The organism is Telluria sp. ZT3P39 (genome assembly GCF_059685935.1).
This window is the reverse complement of the sequence record NZ_JCASIH010000020.1, coordinates 36,659-63,286: the sequence shown is the minus strand read 5'-3', so window position 1 is coordinate 63,286 and position 26,628 is coordinate 36,659. Positions and strand designations below refer to the sequence as shown.

The following is a 26,628-nucleotide window of genomic DNA, read 5'->3' as shown; positions in this document are numbered from 1 at the left end:
CAGGCCCGCAGCTTACCATGCAGCTTGCGGCTCAGCGCGGCGGTCGACGCGCCGGACGAGCAGGACTAGAATGGTCGTCCACCCATGCTGTAACCGACCAGGAGGCTTTTATGAAATTGCTTCGCGTCAGTACCGCCTTTTCCGCCCTGCTTCTTTCCACCACCGTGTTCGCCGCCGATGCCCCGCCCGTCAAAGCGGCGCACGGGATATTGGTCAACGCCTCGGGCATGACCGTCTACACCTATGACAAGGATGTCGCCGGCAGCGGCAAGAGCAGCTGTGTCGAGACCTGCGCCAGGAACTGGCCGCCCGTGATGGCCGGCAGCGCCGCGCTGGCCGACCCCTGGTCGGCTGTCACGCGCGAAGACGGCAGCAAGCAGCTCGCGCACCGGGGCAAGCCGCTGTATACCTTCATCAAGGACAAGAAAGAGGGCGACAAGACCGGCGATGGGGTCGGCGGCGCCTGGCATGTGGTGGCCGAACCGGCGCGCTAGCGGCGCTGGTGGATCTTGATGACCTTGCCCTTGCCTGGCGGCGGGGCGGGTTCAGGCGTGTCGCAGGTCTTGCAGCTGTCGCAGCCGCTGCCGCAGCTGGCCGAGGTGTCGAGCATCTTCACGAGCCGCGACTGGCGCCCGCCTGTCGACAGGCGATGCACCAGGGCGCGGCGCCATGCCGCGGGCAGGTATTTCGCGAAGGCCGACAAGGCGGCCAGCGCGACGATGATCCCGACGATCAGCTCCTGCCACATTTTTCTACGCTCCGGTGAAGAACAGCGCCACGCGGTAAGTGATGAACGAGGCGGCGTAGGCCAGCGCGAACATATAGCCCGCCATGATCCACGCGTACTTGGCGCTGCCCGTTTCGCGGCGCACCACCGACAGGGTGGCGATGCACTGCGGCGCATACACATACCAGGCCAGCAGCGACAGCGCGGTGGCCAGCGGCCAGGCTTGCGCGATCAGGGGGCCGAGGGTGTCGGCCACGTCGTCGCCGCCCGACAAGGCATACACGGTGCCCAGCGCGCCGACCGCGACTTCGCGTGCGGCCATGCCGGGGATCAGGGCGATGCAGATCTCCCAGCCGAAACCGATCGGGGCGAACACCACCGCCAGGGCCCGTCCCAGCATGCCCGCCACGCTGTAATAGATCGGCGGGTGGGTGGCGCCTTCAGGGGCGCCGGGGAAGCTCGACAGGAACCACAGCAGCACCATCAGCGTGAGGATCACGGTGCCGACCCGCGTCAGGAAGATGCGGGCGCGCTCCCACAGGCCCATGCCCAGGGTGCGCAGGTGCGGCCAGTGGTAAGCGGGCAGCTCGAGCATCAGGGGTTGCTGGGCATAGCCGCCGCGGCCCTTGAGGAACCAGGCCACCGCCATGGCGCTGAGGATGCCGGCCGCGTACAGCACGAACAGCACCAGGCCTTGCAGGTTCATGAAGCCGCCGACTTCGTGGTTCGGGATGAAGGCCGCGATGATCAGGGCGTACACCGGCAGGCGCGCCGAGCAGGTCATGAGCGGCGCGATCATGATGGTGACCAGGCGGTCGCGCGGGTTCTGGATGGTGCGCGCGGCCATCACGCCCGGAATCGCGCAGGCGAACGAGGACAGCAGCGGAATGAAGGCGCGGCCCGACAGGCCCACGCTGCCCATGATGCGGTCCAGCAGGAAGGCCGCGCGCGGCAGGTAGCCACAGTCTTCCAGCAGCAGGATGAAGAAGAACAGGATCAGGATCTGCGGCAGGAACACCAGCACGCTGCCGACGCCGGCGATGATGCCGTCCACCACCAGGCTGCGCAGCGGGCCTTCGGCCATGAAGGCCCCGACCTGCTGGCCGATGGCGCCGACGCCATCGCTGATCATTTCCATCGGCGTGGCGGCCCAGCTGAACACGGCCTGGAACACCAGGAACATCAAGACCGCCAGGATGGCGGGCCCCGCCAGCGGGTGCAGCACCACGTGGTCGATGGCTTCGGACAGGTTGCCCTTGTCATGCACTTCCGAGACGGTGGCCGCCAGGATGCGGCGCACTTCGCGCTGGGTGTCTTCCACCGGCACGTCGTCGATGGCCGACAGGGCCTTGGGCTTGACCGGGCCCTCGAAAGCCATGGCGTCGAGGGTGTTCAGCAGCGCGGCTTCGCCGCCGGACTGGATCGCCACCGTCTCGACCACCGGCATGCCCAGTTCCTGCGACAGCCGCGCGGTGTCGATGACGATGCCGCGCTTTTGTGCGACGTCCACCATGTTCAGCGCCAGCACCATCGGCAGGCCGAGGCGGCGCACTTCGAGCACCAGCCGCAGGTTCAGGCGCAGATTGGTGGCGTTGACGACGCAAATGAGGGCGTCGGGCGACTGCTCGCCGGCGCGCAGGCCGCCGATCACGTCGCGGGTGATGACTTCGTCCGGGGTCTGGGCCGACAGCGAATAGGCGCCCGGCAGGTCGAGCACGCGGAAGGCGCGGCCGTCCGGCGAGGTGAAGCTGCCTTCCTTGCGTTCGATGGTGACGCCGGCGTAGTTCGCCACTTTCTGGCGCGAGCCGGTCAGGCGGTTGAACAGTGCGGTCTTGCCGCAGTTGGGATTGCCGAGCAGTGCGACCAGGGGCGTGCGCGACGCCACCTGTTGTTCCATGACACCCATGTTTATTCCGGCTGGATCGACACCAGGGCCGCTTCGAAGCGGCGCAGCGCGAAGGTGGATTGGCCGACCTTGACTGCCAGCGGACCGCCCGGCAGGCCGCGCTTGAGCATGCGGATGCGTTCGCCCGGCACGAAACCGAGTTCCATCAGGCGGCGCTGGACGTCGAAACCGCCCTGCTGCGCCGTTGGCGCCAGGTGGATCACGGTGGCGCTCTGGCCGGCCTGGAGGGCGTCGAGCGTGGTGAGGGAAGGGGCAAGGGTCATGGTCGCGTCCGTGGGTTGGGCACTATGTGTAGCACTGATGAGACAACTACGTGCATCATAAACCTAAATGCGAATTATTTCTATTTGCGGTTTGACCACAGCCTTCAAATAGCACAGGGAACCCACAAAAACCTGTTGCAAACGCGGCCGAGTTTGGAGAGAATAGAACACGAATGAGATTGATTCTCATTTAAATAGCAAATCGCCAAGACCGCAACCAGCTCAGCACCAAGGAACGAAACGATGATCGTCTGTGTCTGCAACAACATCTCCGACCGTGAAATCCGCCAGGCCATCGACCTCGGCATCTCGTCGGTCGCCGAGCTGCACCGTGAACTGGGCGTGGGCACGATGTGCGGCACCTGTGTCAGCTATGCGCGCGAAGTGCTCAACGAACACCTCGACAACAAGACCGTCGTCACCGAACTGCGCCGCACGCAGCTGGCCTGAACCCGGCCGTCCGACACCTCCCCGGCGGCGCCTGCGGTTTGCTATGATGATGACATTCACATCACCGAAAGCATCCCATGAAGGGCGATCCCAACATCATCCGGCTGCTCAACGCGCAGCTAACCAATGAGCTCACCGCGGTCAACCAGTATTTCCTGCATGCGCGCATGTACCGCCACTGGGGCTTCGGCCGCCTGGCCAAGAAGGAATACGAGGAATCGATCGGCGAGATGAAGCATGCCGACAAGCTGATCGACCGCATCCTGATGCTCGACGGCCTGCCGAACCTGCAGGCGCTGCACAAGCTGCTGATCGGTGAATCGACCCAGGAAATGCTCGAATGCGACCTCAAGCTCGAGCGCGCGGCCCATGTGACGGTCAAGGAAGGCATCTCGGCGTCGGAAGCGGCCGCCGATTACGTCACGCGCGACCTGTTCCTGATGATCCTCGAGGATACCGAAGAGCATATCGAGTGGCTCGAGACGCAGCTCGACCTGATCGTGAAGGTGGGGATTCAGAATTATTTGCAGAGCCAGATTGGGGAGTAATTTCTCCGGTTCGGCCGCTCCCCAAAAAAAAGGGTTCCTCGACAGGAACCCTTTTTTATACCGCGACGGCGCCGGCCATCAGCGCCACTTCATCATCCACCCATCGTAGAACCCCAGGTCGCGCGGCACCGCGCCCGGAATCGCGCAGATCGCGCCGGCGAACTCGTTGGCCCGCGCCAGCGCCAGCTCCAGCGGCCAGCCGCGCATTTTCCCCAGCAGGAAAATCGCCGAGAACGCGTCCCCTGCTCCCACCGTGTCGATGACGAAGGGCGGCGCCGGGGTATCGCGGGTCATGAGCACTTCGCCGCTCGAGGCGAAATACACCGAGCCGCGGTGCCCCAGCGTGACGATCAGGGCGTCGAGCGAGAACATCTTGAGCAGCGCGCCGCAGGAGGCATGCACTTCTTCGGCCGACAGCGCCGGCGCGTCCGGCGCCATCTGGAAATACCACCCGAACAGCGCCTGCAGCTCTTCTTCGTTGACCTTGACGATCTGGGCCGCCTGTAGCGAGCGCGTGACGCAGCGCTCGTCGAACTGGCCTTCGCGCAGGTTCAGGTCGAGGTAGCGCAGCGCGCCGGTGGCCGCGAGCAGTGCATGCAAGGTGGTGCGCGAGCGCTCGTTGCGCTGGGCCAGGGTGCCGAAATAGAAGATGCCAGGCTGTGCGTTTTCCACCGCCGCCACTGCCTGCTCGCGGTCGATGAAATCGTAGGCCTGGCAGGGCAGGATCGTGAAGCGGTGGCCGCGCGCGACGCGCTCGACCAGCACGCGGCCGGTCTCCTCGATCGGGTCGACCTGCAGCCCGGCCTCGCTCATGGCGAAGCGCTCGAATTCGGCCCGCACGGCCTGGCCCGGCCCGTCGTTGCCGATGCGGGTGATCATCAGCTGCGGCGCCATGAAGGCGGCCAGGTGGCGCGCCACGTTGAAGGGCGCGCCGCCGACGACCTGCTCGGTGGTGAAGTCGTCGACCAGTGCTTCGCCGAAGACGGCCGCAGTGGCGACCTGATTGGCGGGCGCGCTCACGCGACAAAGGGAACGGTGTCGCGGAACGACGCGCGTTCGGACAGTTTATCGGCCAGGCGCGCCAGGTTCGGGTAGTCGCCGCGCCAGTCGATCTCGGGGAAGCGGAAGGCGAGCCAGCCGAGCGCGCAGCCGGCCGCGACGTCGGCCAGCGTGTAATGCGAGCCGACGCAGTAGCTGGAGCCGCCCAGGCGGGACGACATCTCGCGCAGGCCGGCATGCACCTTGCCCAGCTGGCGCTCGATCCATTTGGCGCTCTGCTGTTCAGGCGGGCGCTCGCGCCGCTCCAGGAAGACCAGGACGGCGGCATCGAGCACGCCGTCGGCCAGCGCTTCCCATACCTTGACGTCGGTGCGCTCGCGGCCGTTCGGCGGCAGCAGTTTGCATACGGGCGAGACGGTATCGAGGTATTCGGCGATCACGCGCGAATCGTAGAGCGTGCTGCCGTCTTCCATCACCAGGCAGGGGATCTTGCCGAGCGGGTTGACCGTTTGAATAGTGGTCTCCGGGACCCAGACGTTTTCCTGCTCGAAGCTGAAATCGAGCTTCTTCTCTGCCAGCACGACGCGGACCTTGCGCACAAAGGGACTGGTGATCGAACCGATGAGTTTCATAAATGCCCGGGGCTGAAGAAGAGATGCAAGTATAGCATCGGCAGGCGCGCTTCCACCCGTGCCGGGCAGGCGCCAAACGGGCCTGCGCCGCGGCCCTCGGAGACCGCCGGTGGTAAAATCCGCGTTTTTGCACGGACCGCCCGCCATGACCTCTACCGTCTCTTCCCCTACCCTGTCGGCCCTGTCCCCATTGGACGGCCGCTACGCGTCGAAAACCGACAAGCTGCGCCCGATCCTGTCCGAAGCGGGCTTCATGCACCACCGCGTGAAAGTGGAAATCGCGTGGCTGCAGGCGCTGTCGCAGGCCGGTTTCGATGAGATCAAACCGTTCTCCGTCGAGGCGAACGCCCACCTCGAACGCATGGCGTCGAATTTCGGCGATGCAGAAGCGGCGCGCATCAAGGAGATCGAAGCGGTCACCAATCACGACGTCAAGGCGGTGGAATACTGGCTCAAGGAGCAGGTCAAGGACGTGCCGGAACTGGTGGCGGCGAGCGAGTTCATCCACTTCGGCTGCACCTCGGAAGACATCAACAACACCTCGCACGGCATGATGCTCAAAGCCGCGCGCGACGGCGTGCTGCTGCCCTCCCTGCAGGCCATCATCGCCAAGCTGACCGAGATCGCGCATACCAATGCAGCGCTGCCGATGCTCTCGCGCACCCACGGCCAGACCGCCAGCCCGACGACCCTCGGCAAGGAATTCGCCAACGTGGTCGCACGCCTGCAGCGCGCTATTCTGCGCATCGAACGCGTCGAGATCCTCGGCAAGATGAACGGCGCGGTCGGCAACTACAATGCGCACCTGTCGGCCTATCCGGGCTTCGACTGGGCGGCCTTCTCGCAAGAAGTGATCGAGCAGCGCCTGGGCCTGGTGTTCAACCCGTACACCATCCAGATCGAACCGCACGACTACATGGCCGAGATGTTCGACGCCATCGCGCGCGCCAACACCATTCTGCTCGACCTGAACCGCGACATCTGGACCTACGTCTCGCTCGGTTATTTCAAGCAGAAGCTGCGCGCCGGCGAGATCGGTTCGTCGACCATGCCGCACAAGGTCAACCCGATCGACTTCGAGAACTCCGAGGGCAACCTGGGCCTGGCCAACGCGGTGCTGCGCCACATGGCCGAGAAGCTGCCGGTGTCGCGCATGCAGCGCGACCTGACCGATTCGACCGTGTTGCGCAATATCGGCGTGGGCTTCGGCTACACCCTGCTGGCCTATGACAGCTGCCTGCGCGGCCTGAACAAGCTGGAAGTGAACGCCGCCCGCCTGGAAGCGGACCTGGATGCGAACTGGGAAGTGCTGGCCGAGCCGGTGCAGACCGTGATGCGCCGCTACGGCATCGAGAACCCGTACGAGCAGCTCAAGGAACTCACCCGCGGCAAGGGCATTACGCGCGACGCGCTGCAGGAGTTCATCGGGAAGCTGGCGATTCCGCAGGAGGCGAAGGACTTGCTGCTGCAGATGACGCCGGCGAATTACATCGGCTTGGCTGCGCAGCTGGCTGCGGCCATCTGATGCTGTAGCGTGGGCGGCTTTGCCGCCCACGCGCTTGTTCGTTGTAGCGCGGCCTCAATACTCCCACACCACCTTCACGCCCAAGCGGCGTTCCAGCTCGGCCCGCGCCAGGATCGAGCCGTATTCCCCATGCCCGCCGGTGAGGTTCTCGCCGGTCACCGACAGCTCCAGCCCCGGCCGGATGCGCCAGCCGAAGCGCGCATCGAACGCCGTGTAGGCCGGCACGTCCGGGAAGGATTTCCCCGCCACCTTGCGCAGCGTGACTTCCACGTCGCGCCGGTCATCGATGCCGTAGATCGAGCGCAGCTGGACGGTATGGGCCGGGTCGCGGCTGGCCACCAGCGTGGCGCCGGTATCGGTGCTGCCGGGCTTGAGGCGCAGCTTCTGGTGCATCGCGGTCCAGCCGGCCGACAGGCGCCAGCGCGGCATCACCTGCCAGGTGCCCCAGGCCTCGATGCCGCTCGAGCGCCCTTCCATCAGGCTGTCGAAGGTGATGAAGCTGCGCGTGGGGTCGTATTCGGTGGTGCGCAGGTAGTCGTAATCGTGGTGGAACAGCGTGGCCGAATACGACAGCTGCGGCGCCGGCTGCCCGCGGTAGCCCAGCTCGAACACCTTGGCCACCTCGCCGCGCACGCGCGGGCCGCCGCGCAGCAGGTAAGGCGGGCTGCCCGGCAGGAAGGCGTCGGCATCCAGCCGCGAGGGCGCGCGCACGGTGCGCGAGGCCGCCGCCCACAGCGCGTGCTGCGGCGACAGGCGCCACGACAGGCGCGCGCTCGGCAGCCATTCGACGCCGGTGTACTCGTTGTATTCGAGGCGGCTGCCCAGGGTCAGGTACCAGTCCTGCTTCAGCGCGATCTCGTCCTGCGCGAACAGGCTGGCCCACTGCTGCGTGGTGCGCGCCGGCAGGAAGGCGACGACGGCGGTGTTGTCGACGCGGTCGCGGCTGCTGCGGTAGCTGGCGCCCCAGACGATGCTGTGCCGGCCCAGCGCTGCCAGCGTGTGCTGGAACTGCAGGTCGGTGGTGTAGAGGCGCTCGCCGAACAGCGGATCGGCACGGCGCAGCGTGTGGTCGAAATAAGCCTGCGCCATGAGGCTGCCGCCGCGCTCGAGCGCATGCTCCCAGCGCGCGGTCAGGTTTACGCCGTCTGAGCGCACGCCGCCCAAGGTGGTGGGTACGCCCGGTGCGGCGATCTCGCCGGGGAAAGGCTGGTCGAAGCGGCCGCGATAGGCATTGCCGATCACGCTGAAGCGCTCGTCGCCGCGCTCCCAGTCGGCGCGCACGCCCACCAGGGTGCGGCGGTAGGAATCGTTCACTAGCGCGCCGGTGGCCAGCTCGCCGTCCTTGCGCCGCGTGGTCTTGCCGAAGGCGCGCCAGGCGATGCCCTTGGTGGTGCCGCCATGGCGGAAACTGGCCGTGGCGCCGTCGGTGGCGGCCTGCAGCACGGCCATGCTGCCCTGGGTATCGCGCGCCGAACGCGTGGTGATGTTGATGATGCCGTTGACCGCATTCAGGCCCCACATGACGCCGCCGGGGCCGCTGACCACTTCGATGCGCTCGACGTCTTCGAGCAGCACTTCCTGGGCATCCCAGAACACGCCGGCAAACAGCGGGGTGTACACCGAGCGGCCGTCGATCAGCACCAGCAGCTTGTTCGAAAAGCTGTTGCCGCTCTGATTCAGGCCGCGCGCGCTGATCGAATAGCTGTAGCCATTGATGCGCGCCACGTGCAGGTTCGGCGCCATGCGCAGCACTTCCGGCAGCGAGGCGGCGCCGGAGCGCCGGATGTCCTCGGCGGTGATGACGAAGACCGCGGCGGCGGCGTCCTGCAGGCGTTCGGGACGCCTGGAGACCGACATCACCTGAATATTGGCCAACTCCTCGATCGACAAATCGGCGAGATCAACCGACCGCGTAGCGTCGTGTTCATCGGCCACGGCGCCGGCCGCCATCAGTGCCAGCGCAGCGCCCAGGCAGGCGAAGCTTGAATTGCGCATTATTCCTGCCTTCGGGCAACTATCATGTCTGCCAGTAATGTTTGAAAAACAGCTAGGTTTTGGATTTTACATTCCAGCCGTCACTGCTGCGCACTCTTTACAATCCGTGCTAGTGTACGAAGCGAAAAAAACCACCCGCAGCGGCAGGAAAGGAAGTTTGGTATAGTTAGTTCTAACGCGTACAGATTTCCATAAAGAAACAATGCATCGCTACACTAACACATCCATCCTGCTGCACTGGACGATTGCCCTGCTGATCATCGGCACCTTCACGCTCGGGCTGGTCATGACGGATATTCCGGGCCTGACGCCAACCAAGCTGAAATATTTTTCCTGGCACAAATGGGCCGGCGTGACCGTGCTCGGCCTGGCTACCCTGCGCCTGCTGTGGCGTCTCTTGCGTCAGCCGCCCGCCTATGCCGACACCATGCCGGCCTGGGAGCGCGGCGCCGCCCACGGCCTGCACTGGCTGCTGTACGTGCTGATGTTCGCGGTGCCGCTGTCCGGTTATTTCTACACCCTGGCGGCGGGCATCCCGGTCGTGTATTTCGGCCTGTACCAGCTGCCGGTGCTGATCGGCGCCGATCCCGCGCTCAAGCTGGTGCTGAAAGACGTCCATTACTGGCTCAACATGCTGCTGGCGCTTCTCGTCGGCGTGCACGTGGCGGCCGCGTTCAAGCATGTGCTGGTCGACCGCGACGGCGTGATGGGACGCATGCTGCCTTTCTCTACTGCGAAGGAACACCAATGACACCATTCAAGGGCCTGCTGCTGGCCTCCGCCTTGGCCAGCGCCGTCGCCGGCGCCGCACCGCTGAAAACCGATGCCGCCAGGAGCAGCGTCTCGGCCGTGTTCAAGCAGATGGGCGTGCCGGTCGAAGCGAAATTCACCAGGTTCACCGCCCAGATCGACTACAACGCGGCCCAGCCGGCCGCCTCGAAGGCCAGCGTCGATATCGCCACGGCCAGCCTCGACCTGGGCGATCCCGAATACAACAAGGAAGTGGCCAAGAAAGAATGGTTCAACGCCGCGCAATTCCCCAAGGCGAATTTCGTGTCGACGGCGATCGCCCCGGCAGGCGCCGGCAAGTTCAATGTCACCGGCAAGCTCAGCATCAAGGGCCGCAGCGCCAACGTGAGCTTCCCGCTGACGATGAAAACCGAAGGCGCGAAACAGGTGTTCGAGGGCCAGCTGCCGATCAAGCGGCTGGCCTTCAATATTGGCGAAGGCGAGTGGAAAGACACGAGCATGGTCGCCGATGAAGTTGTCATCAGGTTCCGCGTCGTCGCGGCGCCGTAATCCAGTAATCTAGCTCATCAATACCCACCCTCATAAGGAAATACGCCACATGAAAATCAGCCACCTGATCGCTGCCGCCGCCGCACTGAGCGCAGGCGCCGCCTTTGCCGCCGACACCTACAAGATCGACCCGAACCACACCTACCCGAGTTTCGAAGCCGACCACATGGGCATCTCGGTCTGGCGCGGCAAGTTCAACAAGACCGAAGGCAGCGTGACGCTGGACCGCGCCGCCAGGACCGGCACCATCGACATCACCGTGGACACCACCAGCATCGATTTCGGCCACGAGAAGATGAACGAGCACGCGAAGAAGGAAGACATCTTCGACGTCGCCAAATTCCCGACCGCGACCTTCAAGGCCAAATCGATCAAGTTCACCGGCGACGTGCCGACCTCGGCCGATGGCGAGTTCACCCTGCACGGCGTGACCAGGCCCTTGACCATGACCATCAACAAATTCAAGTGCATCGAGCACCCGATGCTCAAGCGCGAAGTCTGCGGCGCCGACGTCAGCGCCCAGTTCAAGCGCAGCGACTACGGCGTGAACTTCGGCCTGCCGCGCTTCTCGCCGGAAGTGAAGCTGTCGATCCAGGTCGAAGCCGTCAAGCAGTAATACCGGCCGTCCCAAGGAAAAAGCCCCGCTGCCATGACGGCAGCGGGGCTTTTTTTCATTGAAGCCGCCCCGTGCGGGCGGCGGCATCAAGGATTAACGGCCGTCGCGGTCCAGGTCGCCCGGGATCGCGCGCTCGACCTTGTGCCATGCAGCGCGCGAAGCCTGCTTGGCCTGCTCCCAGTTCAGGCGCGAAGCACCCTTGGTGCGTTCCCATTCGCTCGACAGCTCGCTCTCGTGCATGTCGTAGCCGCCTGGATAGCGGCCGGCGCCGTTATAGCCCAGCGCATAGGCCGGAGCATAATCGTCGTAGGTGTAGCCAGGGGTGTAGTACGGCTGGGTCTGGTACTGGGTGCGCCAGTGGGCATCTTCTTCCGCTGGATTGGCCATCTTGGCCACGCCCTTGCCGGCCATGCCGCCGAGGGCTGCGCCGATGCCGGCGCCTGCCACTGCACCGATCGGGCCGCCCACGGCCGCGCCGATCACGGTGCCGCCGACGGCTGCGCCGCCTGCTGCGCCGACACCGGTGCCCAGGTGGTGGTCACGCAGTTCGTCGCCCGGCTTCGGATTGACGATTTCGCCCGTGCCCTGGCCGGCTGCGCCGCCTGCCATGCCGCCGATGATGGCGCCTGCCGCGGTGCCGATCGGACCGGCAACCGAGCCGATTGCCGCACCGACGGCTGCGCCGCCCGCGCCACCGACGCCTTGCGCCAGGTTATGGTCGTTCAGGTCGTCGCCCGCTTTCGGGTTCACGACTTCGCCCGCGCCCTTGCCGGCTGCACCGCCCGCCAGGCCACCGACGATCGCACCGGCAGCCATGCCGATCGGACCGGCTGCAGCGCCGGCCATCGCGCCCACTGCCGCGCCGGTACCTGCGCCGGTGCCCTTGGCCAGGTAGTGTTCCGACAGGTCGTCGCCCGCTTTCGGGTTCACGACTTCGCCCACGCCCTTGCCGGCCATGCCGCCGGTGACGGCGCCGATGGCTGCACCAGCGACGGTGCCGATCGGGCCGGCTACCGAACCGATGCCGGCGCCGACGATGGCGCCGCCGACCGCGCCGATGCCGGCGCCGATCACATGGCTACCGCCGTTGTCGGTGAACGATTGCTCGATATGGCGTGCATCTTCGTCCGAACGGGCATTCACGCCCATCACGATGCCGCCGCGCTTGATGCCTTCTTCATAGTGGGCAGCGCGATCTTCAGGGATGCCTGCGCCGATCAGCGCGCCGATCAGGCCGCCGGTCAGGCCGCCGGCGCCGGCGCCGGCCAGGGCTGCGGCCAGCGGGCCGGCCACGACCAGGCCCAGGCCTGGCAGCACGAGGGTGGTGCCGACGGCAGCGATACCGGCCAGCACGGCGCCGATGGTGCCGCCGATGCCGGCGCCGATGCCCGCGCCTTCGGCAGCTTTACTGCCCAGGTCGGTATCGGTGTCATTGAAATGGGTCTTGCGTGCGTCGTCCGACATCATCAGGTTGACGTCGTCCTTGGTATAACCGCGGGTCGAGATCGAGCTGTAGGCGCGTTCTGCGCTTGCACGGTCAGGGAACAGGCCGGTGACCATACGGGAATTCTGGTTGTTATTCGAATCGTAGCTGCTCATGGCGAAATCCTTTCAAAGGTTCAAGTGCGTGGTCGTGCAAACAATGAATGTCTTGCAAGTAGTGCAACCATATTCTTCACACGAGCGCTCTTCTGTTCGCTGACGCACCCACCCCGCTTGTTTTTAAAATTGAAAGAACGGCGCTTGCGATTCGCCGTCTAACGTTCGTTGCCGCACCGACCTGATGGGGACGGGTGCCTAAACTTGTCAACATGGTCACGGCAATTAATGGACCTGGGGGTATGTTTTCTCACTTTGAAGGAGGTAAGCCATGTTATTTATCATTTGGATCGTCGTCGGTGGTATTCTCGGTTGGCTCGCCAGCATGGTCATGAAGACCGATGCAGAGCAGGGTATGATTCTCAACATCGTGGTTGGTATCGTCGGCGCCTTCCTGGGCGGCTGGCTGCTGTCGCCGCTGTTTGGCTCGGGCACCATCAATTCGGACGACTTCAGCGTGTCGTCGCTGCTGGTTTCGTTCCTGGGCGCCGTTGTCCTGCTGGCTATCGTGAACCTGCTGCGTCGCGGCCGCGTTCGTTAATAGAGTTAGTGGATAGCCCTTACTAAAAACCAACGCTTCATGCGTTGGTTTTTTTACGTCTTAAAGTCGATATGACCGCAAAAATCTTTTGGATAGTCCTGATCTCGAGCGCCGCCAGCCTTGTGCTGGGCGTGCTCGCGTTGAATTTCATGCCGGGTGAAAAGCAGATCGAAACCCGCCTCACCCACCACTACGATACCAACGACGCCCAGTTCCGCCGCTCGCTCGGCGTGCTGCTCGGCCCGCCTATCGTGGAAGGCAACCAGGTCGAGGCGCTGGTCAATGGCGACCAGATCTTCCCCGCCATGCTGGCGGCGATCCGCTCGGCCGAAAAAACCATCACCTTCGAGACCTATATCTACTGGTCCGAAACAATCGGGAAGGAATTTTCCGATGCCCTGGCCGAGCGCGCGCGCGCCGGCGTCAAGGTGCACCTGCTGCTCGACTTCATGGGCAGCGTGAAGATGGACCTGGCGCAGATCGATGCGCTCAAGGCCGCCGGCGTCAAGGTGCAGCGCTACCACAAGCCGGTCTGGTGGAAACTGGCACGCCTGAACAACCGCACCCACCGCAAGCTGCTCGTCATCGACGGCAAGCTGGGCTTTACCGGCGGCGTCGGCATCGCCGACCAATGGCGCGGCAATGCCCAAGACGAAAAGCACTGGCGCGACACCCATTTCCGCATCGAAGGCCCGGCCGTCGGCCAGATGCAGGCCGTGTTCAACGATAACTGGCTCAAGTCCACCGGTACCGTGCTCGACGGCGCCGATTATTTCCCGGCCCTGAAGCCGGTCGGGACCATGCCGGCCCAGATGTTCTCCAGCTCGCCCACCGGCGGCAGCGAGTCCATGCATCTGATGTACCTGATGGCCATCACCTCGGCGCGCAAGACGATCGATTTGTCGGCCGCCTATTTCGTGCCAGACGACCTGACCATCCGCACCCTGATGGAAGCGGCCAAGCGCGGCGTGCGGGTGCGCATCATCATGCCGGGCAAGTTCATCGATTCCGACCTGGTCAAGGCGGCTTCGCGCGAGCGCTGGCCCGAGCTGCTGGCGGCCGGCGTCAAGCTGGCCGAATACCAGCCCACCATGTACCACGTGAAAGCGCTGATCGTCGATTCTCTGCTGGTGTCGGTCGGGTCGACCAATTTCGACAACCGCTCGTTCAGCATCAACGACGAAGCCAACCTGAACGTGCTGGACCCTGGCTTCGCACGCGCGCAGGAAACCATTTTCGAAGCGGACTGGCGCCTGGCCAAGCAGGTGACCAAGGAAGCCTTCCGCGAACGCCCGTGGTGGCAGCGCGTGACGACCGGCCTGGCCTCGCTCGTCAAAGCCCAGCTGTAAAGACGCCGCTTCCGGGGTGTTTACTGTCTGGAAAACATTCGATTTGCGCAGTCGACATAGTGCTTGACGTTAGGGATATGTATTACGGATACTCTTGGCTGCTCATGGAGCCCCAAGAGTGTTCCCTTCCCTAACAGACTGACGCGAATGAAAAAGACTCTCCTCTCGCTGGCCATCCTGACCAGCTTCGCCGCACAAGCGGACGAAGGCATGTGGATGCCGCAGCAGCTGCCACAAGTAGCCAAGCAACTGAAAGCCGCCGGCCTGAAGCTGGATCCGGCCAGCCTGACCAAGCTCACCGAATTCCCGATGGGCGCCATCGTGAGCCTGGGCGGCTGCTCGGCCTCGTTCGTGTCGCCGCAAGGCCTGGTCGTGACCAACCACCACTGCGTGTACAACAGCGTGGCGGTCAATTCGACCCCGGAGCGCGACCTGCTCGCCAACGGTTTCCTGGCTAAAAACTTTGGCGAAGAACTGCCGGCCGCCCCGGGCAGCCGCGTCTACGTGACCGAAGAAGTCGCCAACGTCACCGACCAGATCATCACCCCTGAAGTCGCCAAGCTGAACGGCAAGGCACGCATCGACGCCATCGAAAAGAACCAGAAGAAACTGGTGGCCGAATGCGAAAAAGACGCCGGCTACCGCTGCACCGTGGCGAGCTATTACGGCGGCCTGGAGTTCTACCGCCTCAAGCAGCTCGAGATCCGCGACGTGCGCCTGGTGCACGCGCCACCGGCCGGCGTAGGCAAGTTCGGCGGCGACACCGACAACTGGATGTGGCCGCGCCACACCGGCGACTACGGTTTCTACCGCGCCTACGTGAGCAAGGACGGCAAGGCCGCCGAGTTCTCGAAGGACAACGTGCCTTACCAGCCCAAGCACCACATCCGAATCGCCAAGGAAGGCTCGAAAGAAGGCGATTTCATCATGGTCCTGGGCTACCCTGGCCGCACCAACCGCCACCGCCTGCCGTCGGAAGTGGCATCGACCTTCGACTGGAACTATCCTGCTTTCGTGGCGGCATCGGGCGAGACCCTGGCCATCATCGAGCGCGAGACCAAGAACGATCCGGCCGCCAAGCTCAAGTACGCCGGCCAGGTCGCCAACGTCAACAACTACTACAAGAACCGCAAGGGCATGCTGACCTCCTACGAGGGTAGCGACTTCCTGCAGCGCAAGACCGCCGAGCATACCGCACTGAAGACCTGGGTCAATGCCAACGCGGCCCGCAAGGCCCAGTTCGGCGCCGACATCGAGCAGGTCGAGCAGCTGATCGCCGAGCGCGACGCCGGCACCAGGAAGACTTTCTTCCTGAGCTATGCGCAGCCGAAATTCCTGTCCTCGGCCCGTTCGCTCTACCGCCTGGCCAACGAGCGCACCAAGCCGGACACCGAGCGCAAGACGGGCTTCCAGGAACGCGACATGCCGCGCTGGAATTCGGTCATCGCCGGCCAGGACCGCACCTACGACGAAAAAGTCGACAAGGCGCTGGTGCTGAACTTCCTGCAGAAGTACAACGCGCAGCCGGCAGCCGAGCATGACGCCGCCTTCGATGCCGCCCTCGGCATCCGCGCGGGCATGAGCGAAGCCGAACTGAAGGCCGCGCTGGACCGCATCTATGCCGGTTCGAAACTGGCCAACAAGGACGAACGCAGCGCATGGCTGAAGAAGTCGCCGGCCGAATTCCAGGCCTCGAACGACAGCTTCATCAAGGCCGCCGTCGCGATGTACGACGCCGACATGCAGGATGAAGCCAAGGAACAGGAACTGGCAGGCAAGATCCAGCAAGCCTATGGCAACTACATGAAGGCCAAGATCGCCTACATGAACAGCCGCGGCCAGGCCGTCTACCCGGACGCCAACGGCACCCTGCGCGTTACCTTCGGCAAGATCGCCGGCCGCGCCCACGGCGCCGACGGCACCGGTTCGTGGACGGCGTTCACCACCATCAAGGGCGTGGTCGCGAAGCACACCGGCGAAGGCGAGTTCAACGCTCCGGCCGCACAGCTGGCGGCGATCAAGGCCAAGGACTTCGGCAAGTATGTCGATCCGAAGCTCAAGACCGTGCCGGTCAACTACCTGGCGACGTTGGACATCACCGGCGGCAACTCGGGTTCGGCCGCGCTGAACGCCAAGGGCGAACTGATCGGCCTGGCCTTCGACGGCACCCTGGATTCGATCATCTCGGACTGGGACTTCAACAAGGCCAACACCCGCGACATCCAGGTTGATGTGCGCTACATCCTGTGGAACATGAAGCACGTGGACAAGGCCGACAACCTGCTGAAGGAAATGAACGTGCAATAAGCGTTCGGGTGGCGCCTGCGGGCGCCATGCAGGAAGCCACGCCGCCGCAAGGCCGCGTGGCTTTTTTTCGTCTGGAGGAAGCTATTCGGGAAGGAAGCGCTAGCGCATCATCGCTTCCAGCTCGCTTGCTACCTGCTGCGCCAGCTGGTGGATATGGAAGCCGTCGACGAACCCGTGGTGGGCCTGCACCGAGAACGGCAATTCGAGGCGCCCGCCGCCGGCATCCCGGAACTTCCCCCATGCGAACGAGGGAATGTCCGGATGCGCCAGCGACATGCTCGGATGCTGGATCGAGGTGAACGCGAGCCACGGAATGCAGGTGACGAAGACCTGCTCTTTTGCCTCGCGCGGCGACATGTTGCTGTAGGTGGCGTTCAGCCCGGTCATGGCGCTGGCCTCTTCGCGGGCCGCGATGCCGCGGGCGACGAAGTCGCGCAGGTCGTCGGTCCAGGCGAACTGGGCGAAATTCAAATCACTGTGGTGGTTCACCACCGTGAACGAGGGCCGCAGGCGGTCGATTTCAAAGACCTCGCCGTCGAGCAGGCGCCAGCGGAAATTCTCGATCTTGAGCACCGAGCGCAGCACCGCGCATAGCAGCACATGGAAGGGGGCCAGGCCCTGCTGCTTGCACCAGGGCCGGAAGTCCGGCAGCTCGAGCGGGAAGCACAGGTTGACCGCCGCGCTGTCCATCCCGTCGAACAGCTCGAAGCGGTCGCGCCGCCGGTCGAAATTCTCCAACTTACGACGCCTTGTTCAGGCGGCTGTGGCGCACGCTGTACAGGAAGTAGGTTGCCACGGCCACCGCCATCCAGATGAAGAAGACGCGGAAGGTGGTGCTTGATAAGTCTTTCATGATGTACAGGCAGGCGATGATCGACAGGCCCGGGATCAGGTAGGGACCGAAGGGCACGCGGAAGCCGCCCTCGCCTTCGCCCTGCTTGGCGCGGATCACCGGCACCGCGATCGACACCACGATGAAGGCGGTCAGCGTACCCATGCTCACCATGTCCCACAGGAAGGTCGCGTCCACCAGGCCGGCCACCAGGGCCACCACGATGCAGACGATCACGGTATTGGCGGTCGGGGCCAGGGTGCGCTTGTTCACCTTCTGGAAGGTCTTCGGAATCAGGCCGTCGCGGCTGATCGCATACAGGATGCGGGTCTGGCCGTAGATCGTCACCAGGGTCACGGAGAACACCGACACCACGGCGCCCGCCGACAGCACCAGCGCCGGCCAGGCCTGGCCGGTCACGTTCTGCAGGATCACCGACAGGCCGGCCTGCTGGCCCTCGAACATGTGCGCCGGCTGGGCGCCCATCGCGGCAAACGCCACCACCAGGTAGAACACGGTCACGATCACGAGCGCGGCCAGGATGCCGATCGGGACGTTGCGGCGCGGGTTGTTCACTTCTTCGCCGGCGGTGGCGATGGTGTCCAGGCCGATGAAAGAGAAGAACACGGTGCCGGCGGCGGCGGTCACGCCGGCCATGCCCGCATAGCCGTTGCTGTTGTCGGTATTGAAGAAGGGCGTGAAGTTGTTGGCGTCGAAGCCGGTGAAGGCGATCACCGAGAAGAAGATCAGGATCGCCAGCTTGATCAGCACCATGATGGCATTGGTGGTGGCCGATTCCTTGGTGCCGCGTACCAGCATGATGCAGCACATGGCGATCAGGAGCACCGGCGGCAGGTTGAAGTTCCCCGGCGTGAAGTGGACGTTATGGTGGTCCGACACGAACATCGGCGAACGCAGGTGGGCCGGGATCTCCCAGCCGATCGCATTGGTCAAAAAATTGTTCAGGTAGTCGGACCAGCCGATCGCCACCGCGCTTCCCGCCAGGCCGTATTCGAGCAGCAGGCAGGCCGCCACGATGAAGGCGGCGAACTCGCCGACGGTGGCATACGCGAACGAGTACGACGAGCCGGCGGCCGGCACGCGCCCTGCCAGCTCGGCGTAGCACAGCGCGGTCAGGCCGGCGGTCAGGGCGGCCAGCAAGAACGAGAGGATCACGGCGGGCCCCGCCTTCGGCACCGCCTCGACCATCGTGAAGAAGATGCCGGTGCCGATGGTGGCGCCGACGCCGATCATCGTCAGCGGGAACAGGCCGAGCGACCGCTGCAGGCCACCGTCGCTCGTGCCGTCGCTGTCGTCATGATGACGTCCAGCGGGTTTCGTGCGGATCAGCTTTTGGCCCAGGGTCAGATTCACGGCAAGTCCTTTGGTGCGGTTGGCAAGGTCGGCGGCGTTAATGATCCGCCAATCAAAGCCTGCGATTATAGGGGTTGTTGTGTTATCACCGAAAAATAGTTTGCTCAAAGATGCATCTCGTTTGCCTCTTTGATAGAATGGATACGTCCGCACAAATTGCCCCTGTCCGGACCTTTTTTTGGCATTAAACATGCAAATTGAATGCATCATAAGGAAAACATCATGATCTCGACCGCTGCCCGCCCCTATATCGATGCCTCCGTTCCTGTCTTGCGTGAGCACGGCGTGGCCATCACCACCGAGTTCTACCGCAGCATGTTCGCGGCGCACCCGGAGCTGACCCGCCTGTTCAACATGGGCAACCAGGCCAACGGCGCGCAGCAGCAGTCGCTGGCGTCGGCGGTGTTCGCCTACGCCGCCAATATCGGCAATGCGGGGGCGCTCGGTCCGGTCGTGAGCCGCATCGTGCACAAGCACGCCTCGGTCGGCATCCGCGCCGACCACTACCCGATCGTCGGCCATCACCTGCTCGGCGCGATCAAGACGATCCTGGGCGATGCCGCCACCGAGCCGCTGCTCAAGGCCTGGGAAGAAGCCTATACCTCGCTGGCGAAGCTCCTGATCGATGCGGAAGCGAAGATGTATGCCGACGCCGGCGTGCAGCCGGGCGAAACGCGCCCGATGCGCGTGTTGGAGGTGGTGCGCGAAAGCGACAACGTCGCCTCGATCCGCCTCAATCCGGTCGACGGCGCCCTGCCGCCCTTCAAGGCCGGCCAGTACGTCAGCGTGGCCGTGGACTTCAAGGACGGCCGCCGCCAGCTGCGCCAGTACAGCTTGTCGGACGCGCCTGGCAAGGACAGCCTGCGCATCTCGGTCAAGCGCGAGGATGGCGACAGCGCGGTGCCATGTGGCGAGGTCTCGACCTGGCTGCACGACAACGTGAACGTCGACGATCTGCTGCATGTGACCCACCCATTCGGCGACTTCCAGCCGGATACCGAATCGAACGAGCCGGTGGTGCTGCTCTCGGCCGGCGTGGGCATCACGCCGATGATCGCGGCGCTGAACCGCATCGCCATGGTCAACCCGGAGCGCCGCGTGATCTTCGCCCACGCCGCGCGCAATGCGGCGCATCACCCGCACCAGCTCGATGTCGCCGCCGCCAGGGCGCGCATGCCGTACCTGCAGGTCGTGAACTTCCATGAAGAAGACGCCGCCGACGGCGCCCTGCCGGGCAAGATGGACCTGGCCCGCCTGCCGTCGTGGCCGCGCAGCGAGACCAATGTCTACATGTGCGGTCCGCTGCCCTTCATGCAGGCGCAGTGGAATGCGCTGCTGGCCGCCGGTGCGCCGGCCGCGCGCCTGCACCGCGAAGTGTTCGGGCCGGATTTGCTGGATAACCTGCTGTAATCCGCACCGCTTGATCGGTCGAACACCGTAGGGTGGGCAGGTCCTCCTGCCCGCGCGTTCAACCAGCAGATGCTTCGCCACGACGCATGCAGTATGTGAACGCGCGGCCGGCGAAGCCGGCCACCCTACGTCAGCGCTGCCCCAGCCTTGTCATGCAGTTCGGGAGTTGCAGGGGTTCCAGGGTGACTGGGGAGAAGAGCATGCTCATGAGGCCTCCGCGCGTTTGCAAAGGTTTGAGTCTAGTGCAGAGGGGGATTTGATGTTGCGACGTTGGTGAGGAAATTGGGTCCCGGCCTTCGCCGGGATGACGGTTTTTAGGCTAACAATTCAAATAGCCAACCGACCGTTCGACCACTCCCCTTAAAACCGTCGCCCCGGCGAAGGCCGGGGCCCAAGTTTGCTTGATCGCTCGATCAGCCGATCCGCGTCACCATCAGCGCCGCACGCAAGCCGACCCGCACATCCGGATTCGGAAACACCACCAGCTCCTCGTCGTGCTCCACGGTATAGACCGTGTCGCCATCGCTCGCAATGACCTCGCCCTGTTTCATCGGCGTGAAGTTCCAGGTCTCGCGCCCCACCGACATGGTGAAGGCATCGGACAGCTTGATGACTTGGCGCGCCGTCGCAAACACATGCGGCGCCGCCTTGGCCGCCTCGCCGGCTTGCCCGCGCAGCAGCCGGTCCAGTGCCGAAGAAGCATCGGCAAACTGCGACAAATCGTTCTGCCCCAGCGTACCGACCCGTCCCAGCTCCACGGTGGTCCCCGCGGCGCCATGGTGCTCGCTCGAATAATAGCTGTAGGTGCCGACCGACTTCGGGTTCATGATGACGGCGCCGATCGCCGCCTGTCCCAGCCAGTCGATCAGGGCCTTGCGCGGCGCGTCCGGGATCAGCTCCGGCACGATCGCGAACATCGGGTAGTGCGATGGACGGATGGCCGTATGCAGGTCCAGGTGCCAGCGCGCCGGCCCTGCCTCCGCAAAAAACGCTTCCGTCACCGCAATGATCGTATCGGCGCGCCCCGCCTCGAAGCTGCCGGCCAGCGCACCGCGTTCGCTGCGGAACATGCGGTTCAGGTCCGCATCGATGAAACGCTTGCCCGCCGCGATCGCATCGATGTTGCCGACGCAGAGCATCAGGTCCACCGCCAGCGCGCGCGGAGTGCGCGACAGGGCTTCGATGAGCCAGGCGACCATTTCGATCGGCCCGGTTTCGTCGCCATGCACGCCCACCGACACCAGCACGGCCGGGCGGGCCGCGTCGGGTGCGCCCCCCTTGACCGTGAGGATGCCGGCGGCCGGCAGGCCGACCGCAAAGCCAGCCTCGGTGAAGCGTTGCGCCACCGTGCCGAAGTCGCCTCCGGCGAGGAGCCGCACCGCTTCCGGCAGCGCACCAGGTTCAGCTGCGCTCATGCCTTACGCTGCCAGGCGGTCCGGGCTCGAGCCTTCCGACAGCGCCCAGACGTCCAGCATGGCTTGCTCGAGCTCGACCGGCTGGGCAAAGCCCGTCAGGCCGCGCGCCTTGGTGACCTCGGCAACCGCCGCCAGCGCATCGCCGCCATGGCCGGCACGCTCGATCACCTGCAGCAGCAGGCGCTGCTGGGTGCGGCGCAGTGCCTGCATCGCGTAGTTGCGCAGCTGTTCCTGGGCCTTGCCCTGGGCCGGCAGCTTCAGGCCGCGTTCCAGGGTGTCGATGCCGGCCTGCTGGCGCAGCGCCATGCCGACCTGCAGGAACTGGGCCAGGCTCATGCCGCTTGGACGCTGCACCGAGACCGCCGCGAACAGGAAGGTCGCCAGCGACTCGATGGTCTCGACGGCTTTCCAGGCTGCGGTGAACGATGCCGGCAGGCCGCTGTGACCATCGGCTTCTGAACGGGCCGGGGTCAGGCTGCGCAGCTGGTCGGCCTGGCCGAACAGCGACGACAGTTCCGCCATGCCCTCTAGACCGGCTGGCAGCGACAGCACGCCTTCGATCACGGCGCGCAGCAGCGCACGGGTGCGAAGGTCGACTGCCATCGACACGTCGCGCGGCACGGTCAGGGCATCGGCGTCGAGTGCGTCGAACACCGGCGCCAGGTGCAGCGCCGCCCAGGCGCGGGCCCAGGCCTTGACCACTTCGGTTTCATCCACGCGGTGCTCGGCTGCCAGGTCGCGCAGCATCAGCGGGCCGCAGCGGTTGACCGCTTCGTTGGCCAGCACGGTGGCCAGGATGGTATTGGCCAGCGGGTGGTTCAGCGGGTTGCGGGTCGCCACCAGTTGCGCCGGGAAGTAAGGGCGCAGCAGCGAATCGGCCCAGGTTTCGCCGGTCAGGTCGAGCGCCGACAGGGTGCGCTTGAAGCGGTTCTTGACGTTGGCAACGACGACCGCCAGTTCCGGCGCCGACAGGCCCAGGCCCAGTGCCTTGCGGCGCTGCAGCTCGGCGTCGCTCGGCAGCTGTTCGAGTTCGCGCGAGACCGAACCATCGGACTCCAGGTTGGTGATCAGGGCGGCATAGCCATCCACGGTCGAACCGGTGGCCTGCGCCTGCGCTTCGCGGGTCAGCAGGTGGGTCTGCTGGGTGTTGTCGCGCAGGACCAGGCGTTCGACGTCGCCGGTCATCTCGTTCAGGATGCGGTTACGGTCGGCGTCAAGCAGTTCGCCGGCATTGACTTCGGTGTCGAGCCAGATCTTGATGTTGACTTCGTGGTCGGAGCAATCCACGCCGGCCGAGTTGTCGATCGCATCGGTGAAGATGCGGCCACCGGCCAGGGCGAACTCGATACGGCCGGCCTGGGTCGCGCCCAAATTGCCGCCTTCGGACACGACCTTGCAACGCAGTTCGCTGCCGTTGACGCGGATGCGGTCATTGGCGCGGTCCTTCACCTGCGCATGGGTCTCGCTCGAAGCCTTGATATAGGTGCCGATGCCGCCGTTGTAGAACAGGTCGACCGGCGCCAGCAGGATGCGGTGCATCAGTTCTTCAGGGGCCAGCGAGGTTTCCTGGATGTCCAGCGCAGCGCGCACTTCAGGAGTCAGGTCGATCGAACGGGCCGAGCGCGGGTAGACGCCGCCGCCCTGCGAGATCAGGCTCTTGTCGTAGTCTTCCCACGACGAACGCGGCAGCGCGAACATGCGCTGGCGCTCGTTGAACGAGACTTCGACATCTGGCGTTGGGTCCAGGAAGATGTGGCGGTGGTCGAATGCAGCCAGCACCTTCAGCTGGCGCGACAGCAGCACGCCGTTGCCGAACACGTCGCCCGACATGTCGCCCACGCCGACCATGGTGATCGGGGTGGTCATCATGTCGTGGCCCAGTTCATAGAAGTGGCGCTTGACGGCTTCGAACGCGCCCTTGGCGGTGATGCCCATCTTCTTGTGGTCGTAGCCGTTCGAGCCGCCCGAGGCAAAGGCGTCGCCCAGCCAGAAGCCACGCTTGACGGCGATGCTGTTGGCGATGTCCGAGAAGGTCGCGGTACCCTTGTCGGCAGCCACCACCAGGTACGGGTCGTCCTGGTCGTAGCGCACGGTGTTTTCCGGCGGGACGATGGCGCCGCGCACGCGGTTGTCGGTCACTTCCAGCAGGCTGGCGATGAACAGGCGGTAGACCGATTCGCCCTCGAGCGCGACGGCTTCACGCGGGGCATTGGTCGGCATCTGCTTGCACACGAAACCGCCCTTCGAGCCGGCCGGCACGATGACGGCGTTCTTGACCATCTGCGCCTTCACCAGGCCCAGCACTTCGGTGCGGTAGTCTTCCATGCGGTCCGACCAGCGCAGGCCACCGCGGGCGACCGGGCCGCCGCGCAGGTGCACGCCTTCGAAGCGGCGCGAGAACACGTAGATCTCGCGGTAAGGACGCGGCTCCGGGGCCAGCGCCAGGTTGCTGGTGTCGACCTTGAAGATCAGCTTTTCACCGTCGTTCTGGAAGTAGTTGGTGCGCACGGTGGCCAGCGCCAGGTCGACCAGTGCTGCCATGATTTCTTCGGTGTCGGCGTGGTTCACGCTCGACAGGCCGGCCTTGAGCGCGGCCAGCTTGGCGGTGCCGGCGGCGTGCTCGGACTCGCCCAGCTTCGGATCAAAACGCAGCAGGAAGGCGGTGACGAATTCCTTGACGAGGGCCGGCTGAGTGCGCAGGGTCTCGGCCATGTAGCGCACCGAGAACTTCGAGCCGAGCTGGCGCCAGTAGCTGATGTAGGCGCGCACCAGCTGCACTTCGCGCATGGCCAGGCCGCCTTCGATGGTCAGGCCGTTCATGCGGCCGTCTTCGGCTTCGCCGTTGAACAGCGCGGTGAACAGCTCTTCGGCCACCGGGACGACGCCCTGCTTGACCAGCTTGGCGCCGCTCTCGTCGTCCACCGCCAGGGCGGTGACGTGGTGGCGGCTGCCGTCGGCGGTGGTGAACGACCAGGTCTGCTCGCGGTCGACGGCGATGCCGGCGTTCTGCAGGGCCGGCAGGATGCGCGACAGCGAGGGCACGACTTCGCCCGAGTACAGGCGGATCGAAGCATCGATGCCGTTGGCGTCGTCGCCCGGTTCGACACGCGCGGTGACGCGGTTCTGCTGGCCGTTGTTGATCAGGGCCTGCAGGTCGCGGAAGGCGGTTTCCGGCGCGGTGTTGGTGACGAACGACACCGGCAGGTTGGTGCCGAGCTTGCGCAGGCTGCTGCGCAGGCCGGCGTCTTCGATGGTGTTGGTCACTGCGGCAAAGCGGTCATGCCAGCCGTCCAGCACCGACAGCAGCGGCTGCTGGATGTCGGTTTCGAGGTCGAGCGGATTGCGCGCGGCGTGGGCGATCAGGTAGACGCGGGCCAGCGGGCCGTCGGCCACCAGGGTCTGCACGCGCACCTCGCTTGCACCCGAGCTTTGCTTGAGGGCCGCGGCCAGGCCGGATGCCACCTGGGCGCTGTAGCGCTCGCGCGGCAGGTAGACCAGCACGTTCAGGTGGCGCGCGTAGACGTCGCGGCGGGCGAAGACTTTCGGGCGCGGCTGCTTGTACAGCGACACCACCGAGCTGCAGACCTGGGCCAGCCACTCCGGATCGGCTTCGAGTGCTTCGGTGCGCGGCAGCGACTCGAGGATCTCGACGAATTTCTCGGCGCGGAAGCCTTCCTGGCGCACGCCGGCGATCGACAGCACCTTGGCGACGCGGCCGCGCGCGAACGGCAGGCGCGCCAGCGGGGTCGAGGTAGCGGCGCGGGTGAACAGGCCCACGAAGCAATGCTCGCCCAGGATCTTGCCTTGGGCGTCGGTGTTGCGCACGCCGATGAAGTCGAGCGGCTGGTCGCGGTGCAGGGTGCCTTCGACGTCGGCTTTCACGATCGACAGGGTGTCGGCGCGGCGCGACAGGGTTTCGAAGTCGCCCGGGATGTTGGCCAGGCAGCTGCCATAGACCGGATGCGCGGTATCGGCAAGTACGCCGACGCGGCTCGGGACGTCGCGCTCGAGTTCGCGCACGCCTTCCTTGACCATGTAGTAGGCGTAGCCGAAGGGCTCGAAGCCTTCGTTCTTGGCCCATTCGAGGAAGGCCGCGACTTCCTGGCCTTCGGCGGTGCCTGCCTGGGCGGCGGCGGCGGCGACGGTGGTCATGCGGTCGGCCATCTTGACGGCGTCGCGGTGCACCACGGCGGCATCGTTGGCCACCATGCGGATGCGCGCGGTCAGCGCGTCGAGTTCGGCGAATTCGAGTTCGTCGTTGAGCAGCACCAGCACGATCGATTCGAGCGGGGCGCCGGCTTCACCGACGGAGGTGGCGGCGCCGGCGGCGTCGCGGCGCACGGCCAGCACGGCGTTCATCACGCCGGTCGCGATCTGGCGCTCCTTGCGCAGGGCCATCACGAAGGAATCGACCAGGTAAGGCATGTCGGCGTTCAGGATCAGCAATGCGGTGGCCATGCCGCCACGTCCGTCGGAATACTGCATCTGCGCGATCTGGCAGCCAGGGCCGGTGCGCTGGGCCAGCTGCGAGAAACCTTCCCACAGCACAGGCGCCAGGCTCTCGGGCGAGGTGCCGGCCAGGTCTTCGTCGTCGAGCGATCCGAGCCACGCGCTGATCAGCGCGCCCACTTGCGCAGGAGCGCCGGTGGCGGCGTGGTTTGCATTCACCAGAGCGAGCGTCTGGTTACGCAGATCTTGTGGCATGTCTTTCATTTGCTTCTCCAAAGTTTGTGTGCCCGGCGCGCTTGTCAGCTTGTGGCTTTGCGCTGCCCTGGCTCTATATTGGACGGGGGTGTCCCGTCCGAATTCCGTGTGCGCCGCAGCATTCCCCGGTGCGGCAA

22 protein-coding genes are annotated in these 26,628 nt (G+C 65.1%); 11 read left to right on the top strand and 11 right to left on the bottom strand.

The window, feature by feature from the left end:
* The first annotated feature begins 110 nt into the window (after window positions 1–110).
* On the top strand, window positions 111–494 hold the full coding sequence (locus tag AC56LR_RS16995) for a COG4315 family predicted lipoprotein (RefSeq protein ID WP_497132003.1): 384 nt from the start codon (window positions 111–113) through the stop codon (window positions 492–494).
* Here AC56LR_RS16995 and AC56LR_RS16990 read toward each other — a convergent pair.
* From AC56LR_RS16990 to AC56LR_RS16980, 3 genes are read right to left on the bottom strand one after another with little or no spacing between them, the layout of a single operon-like run.
* The gene (locus AC56LR_RS16990) at window positions 491–748 is read right to left on the bottom strand and encodes a DUF6587 family protein (protein WP_497132002.1); all 258 of its coding nucleotides are present in this window, start codon (window positions 746–748) and stop codon (window positions 491–493) included. The two genes, AC56LR_RS16995 and AC56LR_RS16990, sit on opposite strands and share 4 nt — an antisense overlap.
* A gap of 4 nt (window positions 749–752) precedes the next feature.
* Window positions 753–2,633, bottom strand: coding sequence for a ferrous iron transporter B (feoB, locus tag AC56LR_RS16985; RefSeq protein WP_497132001.1), 1,881 nt, complete (start codon window positions 2,631–2,633; stop codon window positions 753–755).
* A 2-nt stretch (window positions 2,634–2,635) separates the two neighbouring features.
* On the bottom strand, window positions 2,636–2,896 hold the full coding sequence (locus tag AC56LR_RS16980) for a FeoA family protein (RefSeq protein WP_497132000.1): 261 nt from the start codon (window positions 2,894–2,896) through the stop codon (window positions 2,636–2,638).
* A gap of 243 nt (window positions 2,897–3,139) precedes the next feature.
* Here AC56LR_RS16980 and AC56LR_RS16975 point away from each other — a divergent pair, with 243 nt between their 5' ends.
* Window positions 3,140–3,346: a (2Fe-2S)-binding protein gene (locus tag AC56LR_RS16975; RefSeq protein WP_497131999.1), complete on the top strand. Its 207-nt coding sequence runs from the start codon at window positions 3,140–3,142 to the stop codon at window positions 3,344–3,346.
* 77 nt (window positions 3,347–3,423) lie between these two features.
* The gene (gene bfr / locus AC56LR_RS16970; protein WP_497131998.1) at window positions 3,424–3,894 is read left to right on the top strand and encodes a bacterioferritin; all 471 of its coding nucleotides are present in this window, start codon (window positions 3,424–3,426) and stop codon (window positions 3,892–3,894) included.
* Between the two features lie 78 nt (window positions 3,895–3,972).
* On the opposite strand, the gene AC56LR_RS16965 is transcribed toward bfr, so the two are convergent.
* Both AC56LR_RS16965 and AC56LR_RS16960 read right to left on the bottom strand, forming a co-directional pair.
* Window positions 3,973–4,914: a PfkB family carbohydrate kinase gene (locus AC56LR_RS16965; protein WP_497131997.1), complete on the bottom strand. Its 942-nt coding sequence runs from the start codon at window positions 4,912–4,914 to the stop codon at window positions 3,973–3,975.
* Window positions 4,911–5,525 (bottom strand): glutathione S-transferase C-terminal domain-containing protein, encoded by a 615-nt coding sequence (locus AC56LR_RS16960; RefSeq protein ID WP_497131996.1) that lies wholly within the window; start codon window positions 5,523–5,525, stop codon window positions 4,911–4,913. Before AC56LR_RS16960 ends, AC56LR_RS16965 begins: the two co-directional genes overlap by 4 nt.
* Window positions 5,526–5,670: 145 nt before the next feature.
* Here AC56LR_RS16960 and purB point away from each other — a divergent pair, with 145 nt between their 5' ends.
* Window positions 5,671–7,050: an adenylosuccinate lyase gene (gene purB / locus AC56LR_RS16955; protein WP_497131995.1), complete on the top strand. Its 1,380-nt coding sequence runs from the start codon at window positions 5,671–5,673 to the stop codon at window positions 7,048–7,050.
* Between the two features lie 54 nt (window positions 7,051–7,104).
* On the opposite strand, the gene AC56LR_RS16950 is transcribed toward purB, so the two are convergent.
* Window positions 7,105–9,045, bottom strand: coding sequence for a TOL_0244 family TonB-dependent receptor (locus AC56LR_RS16950; protein WP_497131994.1), 1,941 nt, complete (start codon window positions 9,043–9,045; stop codon window positions 7,105–7,107).
* Window positions 9,046–9,247: 202 nt separating this feature from the next.
* On the opposite strand from AC56LR_RS16950, the gene AC56LR_RS16945 reads away from it, so the two are divergent.
* The 3 genes from AC56LR_RS16945 to AC56LR_RS16935 are packed head-to-tail and all read left to right on the top strand — an operon-like array spanning window position 9,248 to window position 10,960.
* Window positions 9,248–9,796 carry a cytochrome b gene (locus AC56LR_RS16945; RefSeq protein WP_497131993.1) on the top strand — a complete coding sequence of 183 codons (549 nt, stop codon included), beginning with the start codon at window positions 9,248–9,250 and terminating at the stop codon, window positions 9,794–9,796.
* The gene (locus AC56LR_RS16940; RefSeq protein WP_497131992.1) at window positions 9,793–10,344 is read left to right on the top strand and encodes a YceI family protein; all 552 of its coding nucleotides are present in this window, start codon (window positions 9,793–9,795) and stop codon (window positions 10,342–10,344) included. Before AC56LR_RS16945 ends, AC56LR_RS16940 begins: the two co-directional genes overlap by 4 nt.
* A gap of 49 nt (window positions 10,345–10,393) precedes the next feature.
* Window positions 10,394–10,960 carry a YceI family protein gene (locus AC56LR_RS16935; RefSeq protein ID WP_497131991.1) on the top strand — a complete coding sequence of 189 codons (567 nt, stop codon included), beginning with the start codon at window positions 10,394–10,396 and terminating at the stop codon, window positions 10,958–10,960.
* A gap of 93 nt (window positions 10,961–11,053) precedes the next feature.
* Here AC56LR_RS16935 and AC56LR_RS16930 read toward each other — a convergent pair whose 3' ends face one another.
* On the bottom strand, window positions 11,054–12,559 hold the full coding sequence (locus AC56LR_RS16930) for a hypothetical protein (protein WP_497131990.1): 1,506 nt from the start codon (window positions 12,557–12,559) through the stop codon (window positions 11,054–11,056).
* 271 nt (window positions 12,560–12,830) lie between these two features.
* Here AC56LR_RS16930 and AC56LR_RS16925 point away from each other — a divergent pair, with 271 nt between their 5' ends.
* The 3 genes from AC56LR_RS16925 (at window position 12,831) to AC56LR_RS16915 (ending at window position 16,756) form a co-directional block, all read left to right on the top strand.
* Window positions 12,831–13,100, top strand: coding sequence for a GlsB/YeaQ/YmgE family stress response membrane protein (locus tag AC56LR_RS16925; protein ID WP_497131989.1), 270 nt, complete (start codon window positions 12,831–12,833; stop codon window positions 13,098–13,100).
* Between the two features lie 71 nt (window positions 13,101–13,171).
* Window positions 13,172–14,449 carry a cardiolipin synthase gene (gene cls / locus AC56LR_RS16920; protein ID WP_497131988.1) on the top strand — a complete coding sequence of 426 codons (1,278 nt, stop codon included), beginning with the start codon at window positions 13,172–13,174 and terminating at the stop codon, window positions 14,447–14,449.
* Between the two features lie 147 nt (window positions 14,450–14,596).
* Entirely contained in the window at window positions 14,597–16,756 is a 2,160-nt protein-coding gene (locus tag AC56LR_RS16915) for a S46 family peptidase (protein ID WP_497131987.1), read from the top strand.
* Between the two features lie 99 nt (window positions 16,757–16,855).
* Here the strand turns inward: AC56LR_RS16915 and AC56LR_RS16910 are convergent, their stop codons facing one another.
* Window positions 16,856–17,494, bottom strand: coding sequence for a CatA-like O-acetyltransferase (locus AC56LR_RS16910; protein ID WP_497131986.1), 639 nt, complete (start codon window positions 17,492–17,494; stop codon window positions 16,856–16,858).
* Window position 17,495: 1 nt separating this feature from the next.
* Window positions 17,496–18,962: an APC family permease gene (locus AC56LR_RS16905; protein ID WP_497131985.1), complete on the bottom strand. Its 1,467-nt coding sequence runs from the start codon at window positions 18,960–18,962 to the stop codon at window positions 17,496–17,498.
* Window positions 18,963–19,184: 222 nt separating this feature from the next.
* On the opposite strand from AC56LR_RS16905, the gene AC56LR_RS16900 reads away from it, so the two are divergent.
* Window positions 19,185–20,372 (top strand): globin domain-containing protein, encoded by a 1,188-nt coding sequence (locus AC56LR_RS16900; RefSeq protein WP_497131984.1) that lies wholly within the window; start codon window positions 19,185–19,187, stop codon window positions 20,370–20,372.
* Window positions 20,373–20,785: 413 nt separating this feature from the next.
* Here AC56LR_RS16900 and AC56LR_RS16895 read toward each other — a convergent pair whose 3' ends face one another.
* Together AC56LR_RS16895 and AC56LR_RS16890 are read right to left on the bottom strand one after the other, a co-directional pair.
* Complete coding sequence (locus tag AC56LR_RS16895) at window positions 20,786–21,787, bottom strand: succinylglutamate desuccinylase (RefSeq protein WP_497131983.1); 1,002 nt, start codon at window positions 21,785–21,787, stop codon at window positions 20,786–20,788.
* Between the two features lie 3 nt (window positions 21,788–21,790).
* Window positions 21,791–26,500, bottom strand: a complete 4,710-nt coding sequence (locus tag AC56LR_RS16890) for an NAD-glutamate dehydrogenase domain-containing protein (RefSeq protein WP_497131982.1) — start codon at window positions 26,498–26,500, stop codon at window positions 21,791–21,793.
* Between the last annotated feature and the right edge of the window lie 128 nt (window positions 26,501–26,628).

What these genes read in the sequence shown, in the direction of transcription:
- bfr (WP_497131998.1), top strand. Translation starts at nt 3,424, where the DNA reads ATGAAGGGCGATCCCAACATCATCCGGCTGCTCAACGCGCAGCTAACC.
- AC56LR_RS16890 (WP_497131982.1), bottom strand. Translation starts at nt 26,500, where the DNA reads ATGAAAGACATGCCACAAGATCTGCGTAACCAGACGCTCGCTCTGGTG.
- AC56LR_RS16930 (WP_497131990.1), bottom strand. Translation starts at nt 12,559, where the DNA reads ATGAGCAGCTACGATTCGAATAACAACCAGAATTCCCGTATGGTCACC.
- AC56LR_RS16945 (WP_497131993.1), top strand. Translation starts at nt 9,248, where the DNA reads ATGCATCGCTACACTAACACATCCATCCTGCTGCACTGGACGATTGCC.
- AC56LR_RS16895 (WP_497131983.1), bottom strand. Translation starts at nt 21,787, where the DNA reads ATGAGCGCAGCTGAACCTGGTGCGCTGCCGGAAGCGGTGCGGCTCCTC.
- AC56LR_RS16900 (WP_497131984.1), top strand. Translation starts at nt 19,185, where the DNA reads ATGATCTCGACCGCTGCCCGCCCCTATATCGATGCCTCCGTTCCTGTC.
- feoB (WP_497132001.1), bottom strand. Translation starts at nt 2,633, where the DNA reads ATGGGTGTCATGGAACAACAGGTGGCGTCGCGCACGCCCCTGGTCGCA.
- cls (WP_497131988.1), top strand. Translation starts at nt 13,172, where the DNA reads ATGACCGCAAAAATCTTTTGGATAGTCCTGATCTCGAGCGCCGCCAGC.
- AC56LR_RS16995 (WP_497132003.1), top strand. Translation starts at nt 111, where the DNA reads ATGAAATTGCTTCGCGTCAGTACCGCCTTTTCCGCCCTGCTTCTTTCC.
- AC56LR_RS16925 (WP_497131989.1), top strand. Translation starts at nt 12,831, where the DNA reads ATGTTATTTATCATTTGGATCGTCGTCGGTGGTATTCTCGGTTGGCTC.
- AC56LR_RS16950 (WP_497131994.1), bottom strand. Translation starts at nt 9,045, where the DNA reads ATGCGCAATTCAAGCTTCGCCTGCCTGGGCGCTGCGCTGGCACTGATG.
- AC56LR_RS16990 (WP_497132002.1), bottom strand. Translation starts at nt 748, where the DNA reads ATGTGGCAGGAGCTGATCGTCGGGATCATCGTCGCGCTGGCCGCCTTG.
- purB (WP_497131995.1), top strand. Translation starts at nt 5,671, where the DNA reads ATGACCTCTACCGTCTCTTCCCCTACCCTGTCGGCCCTGTCCCCATTG.
- AC56LR_RS16975 (WP_497131999.1), top strand. Translation starts at nt 3,140, where the DNA reads ATGATCGTCTGTGTCTGCAACAACATCTCCGACCGTGAAATCCGCCAG.
- AC56LR_RS16980 (WP_497132000.1), bottom strand. Translation starts at nt 2,896, where the DNA reads ATGACCCTTGCCCCTTCCCTCACCACGCTCGACGCCCTCCAGGCCGGC.
- AC56LR_RS16915 (WP_497131987.1), top strand. Translation starts at nt 14,597, where the DNA reads ATGAAAAAGACTCTCCTCTCGCTGGCCATCCTGACCAGCTTCGCCGCA.
- AC56LR_RS16940 (WP_497131992.1), top strand. Translation starts at nt 9,793, where the DNA reads ATGACACCATTCAAGGGCCTGCTGCTGGCCTCCGCCTTGGCCAGCGCC.
- AC56LR_RS16960 (WP_497131996.1), bottom strand. Translation starts at nt 5,525, where the DNA reads ATGAAACTCATCGGTTCGATCACCAGTCCCTTTGTGCGCAAGGTCCGC.
- AC56LR_RS16935 (WP_497131991.1), top strand. Translation starts at nt 10,394, where the DNA reads ATGAAAATCAGCCACCTGATCGCTGCCGCCGCCGCACTGAGCGCAGGC.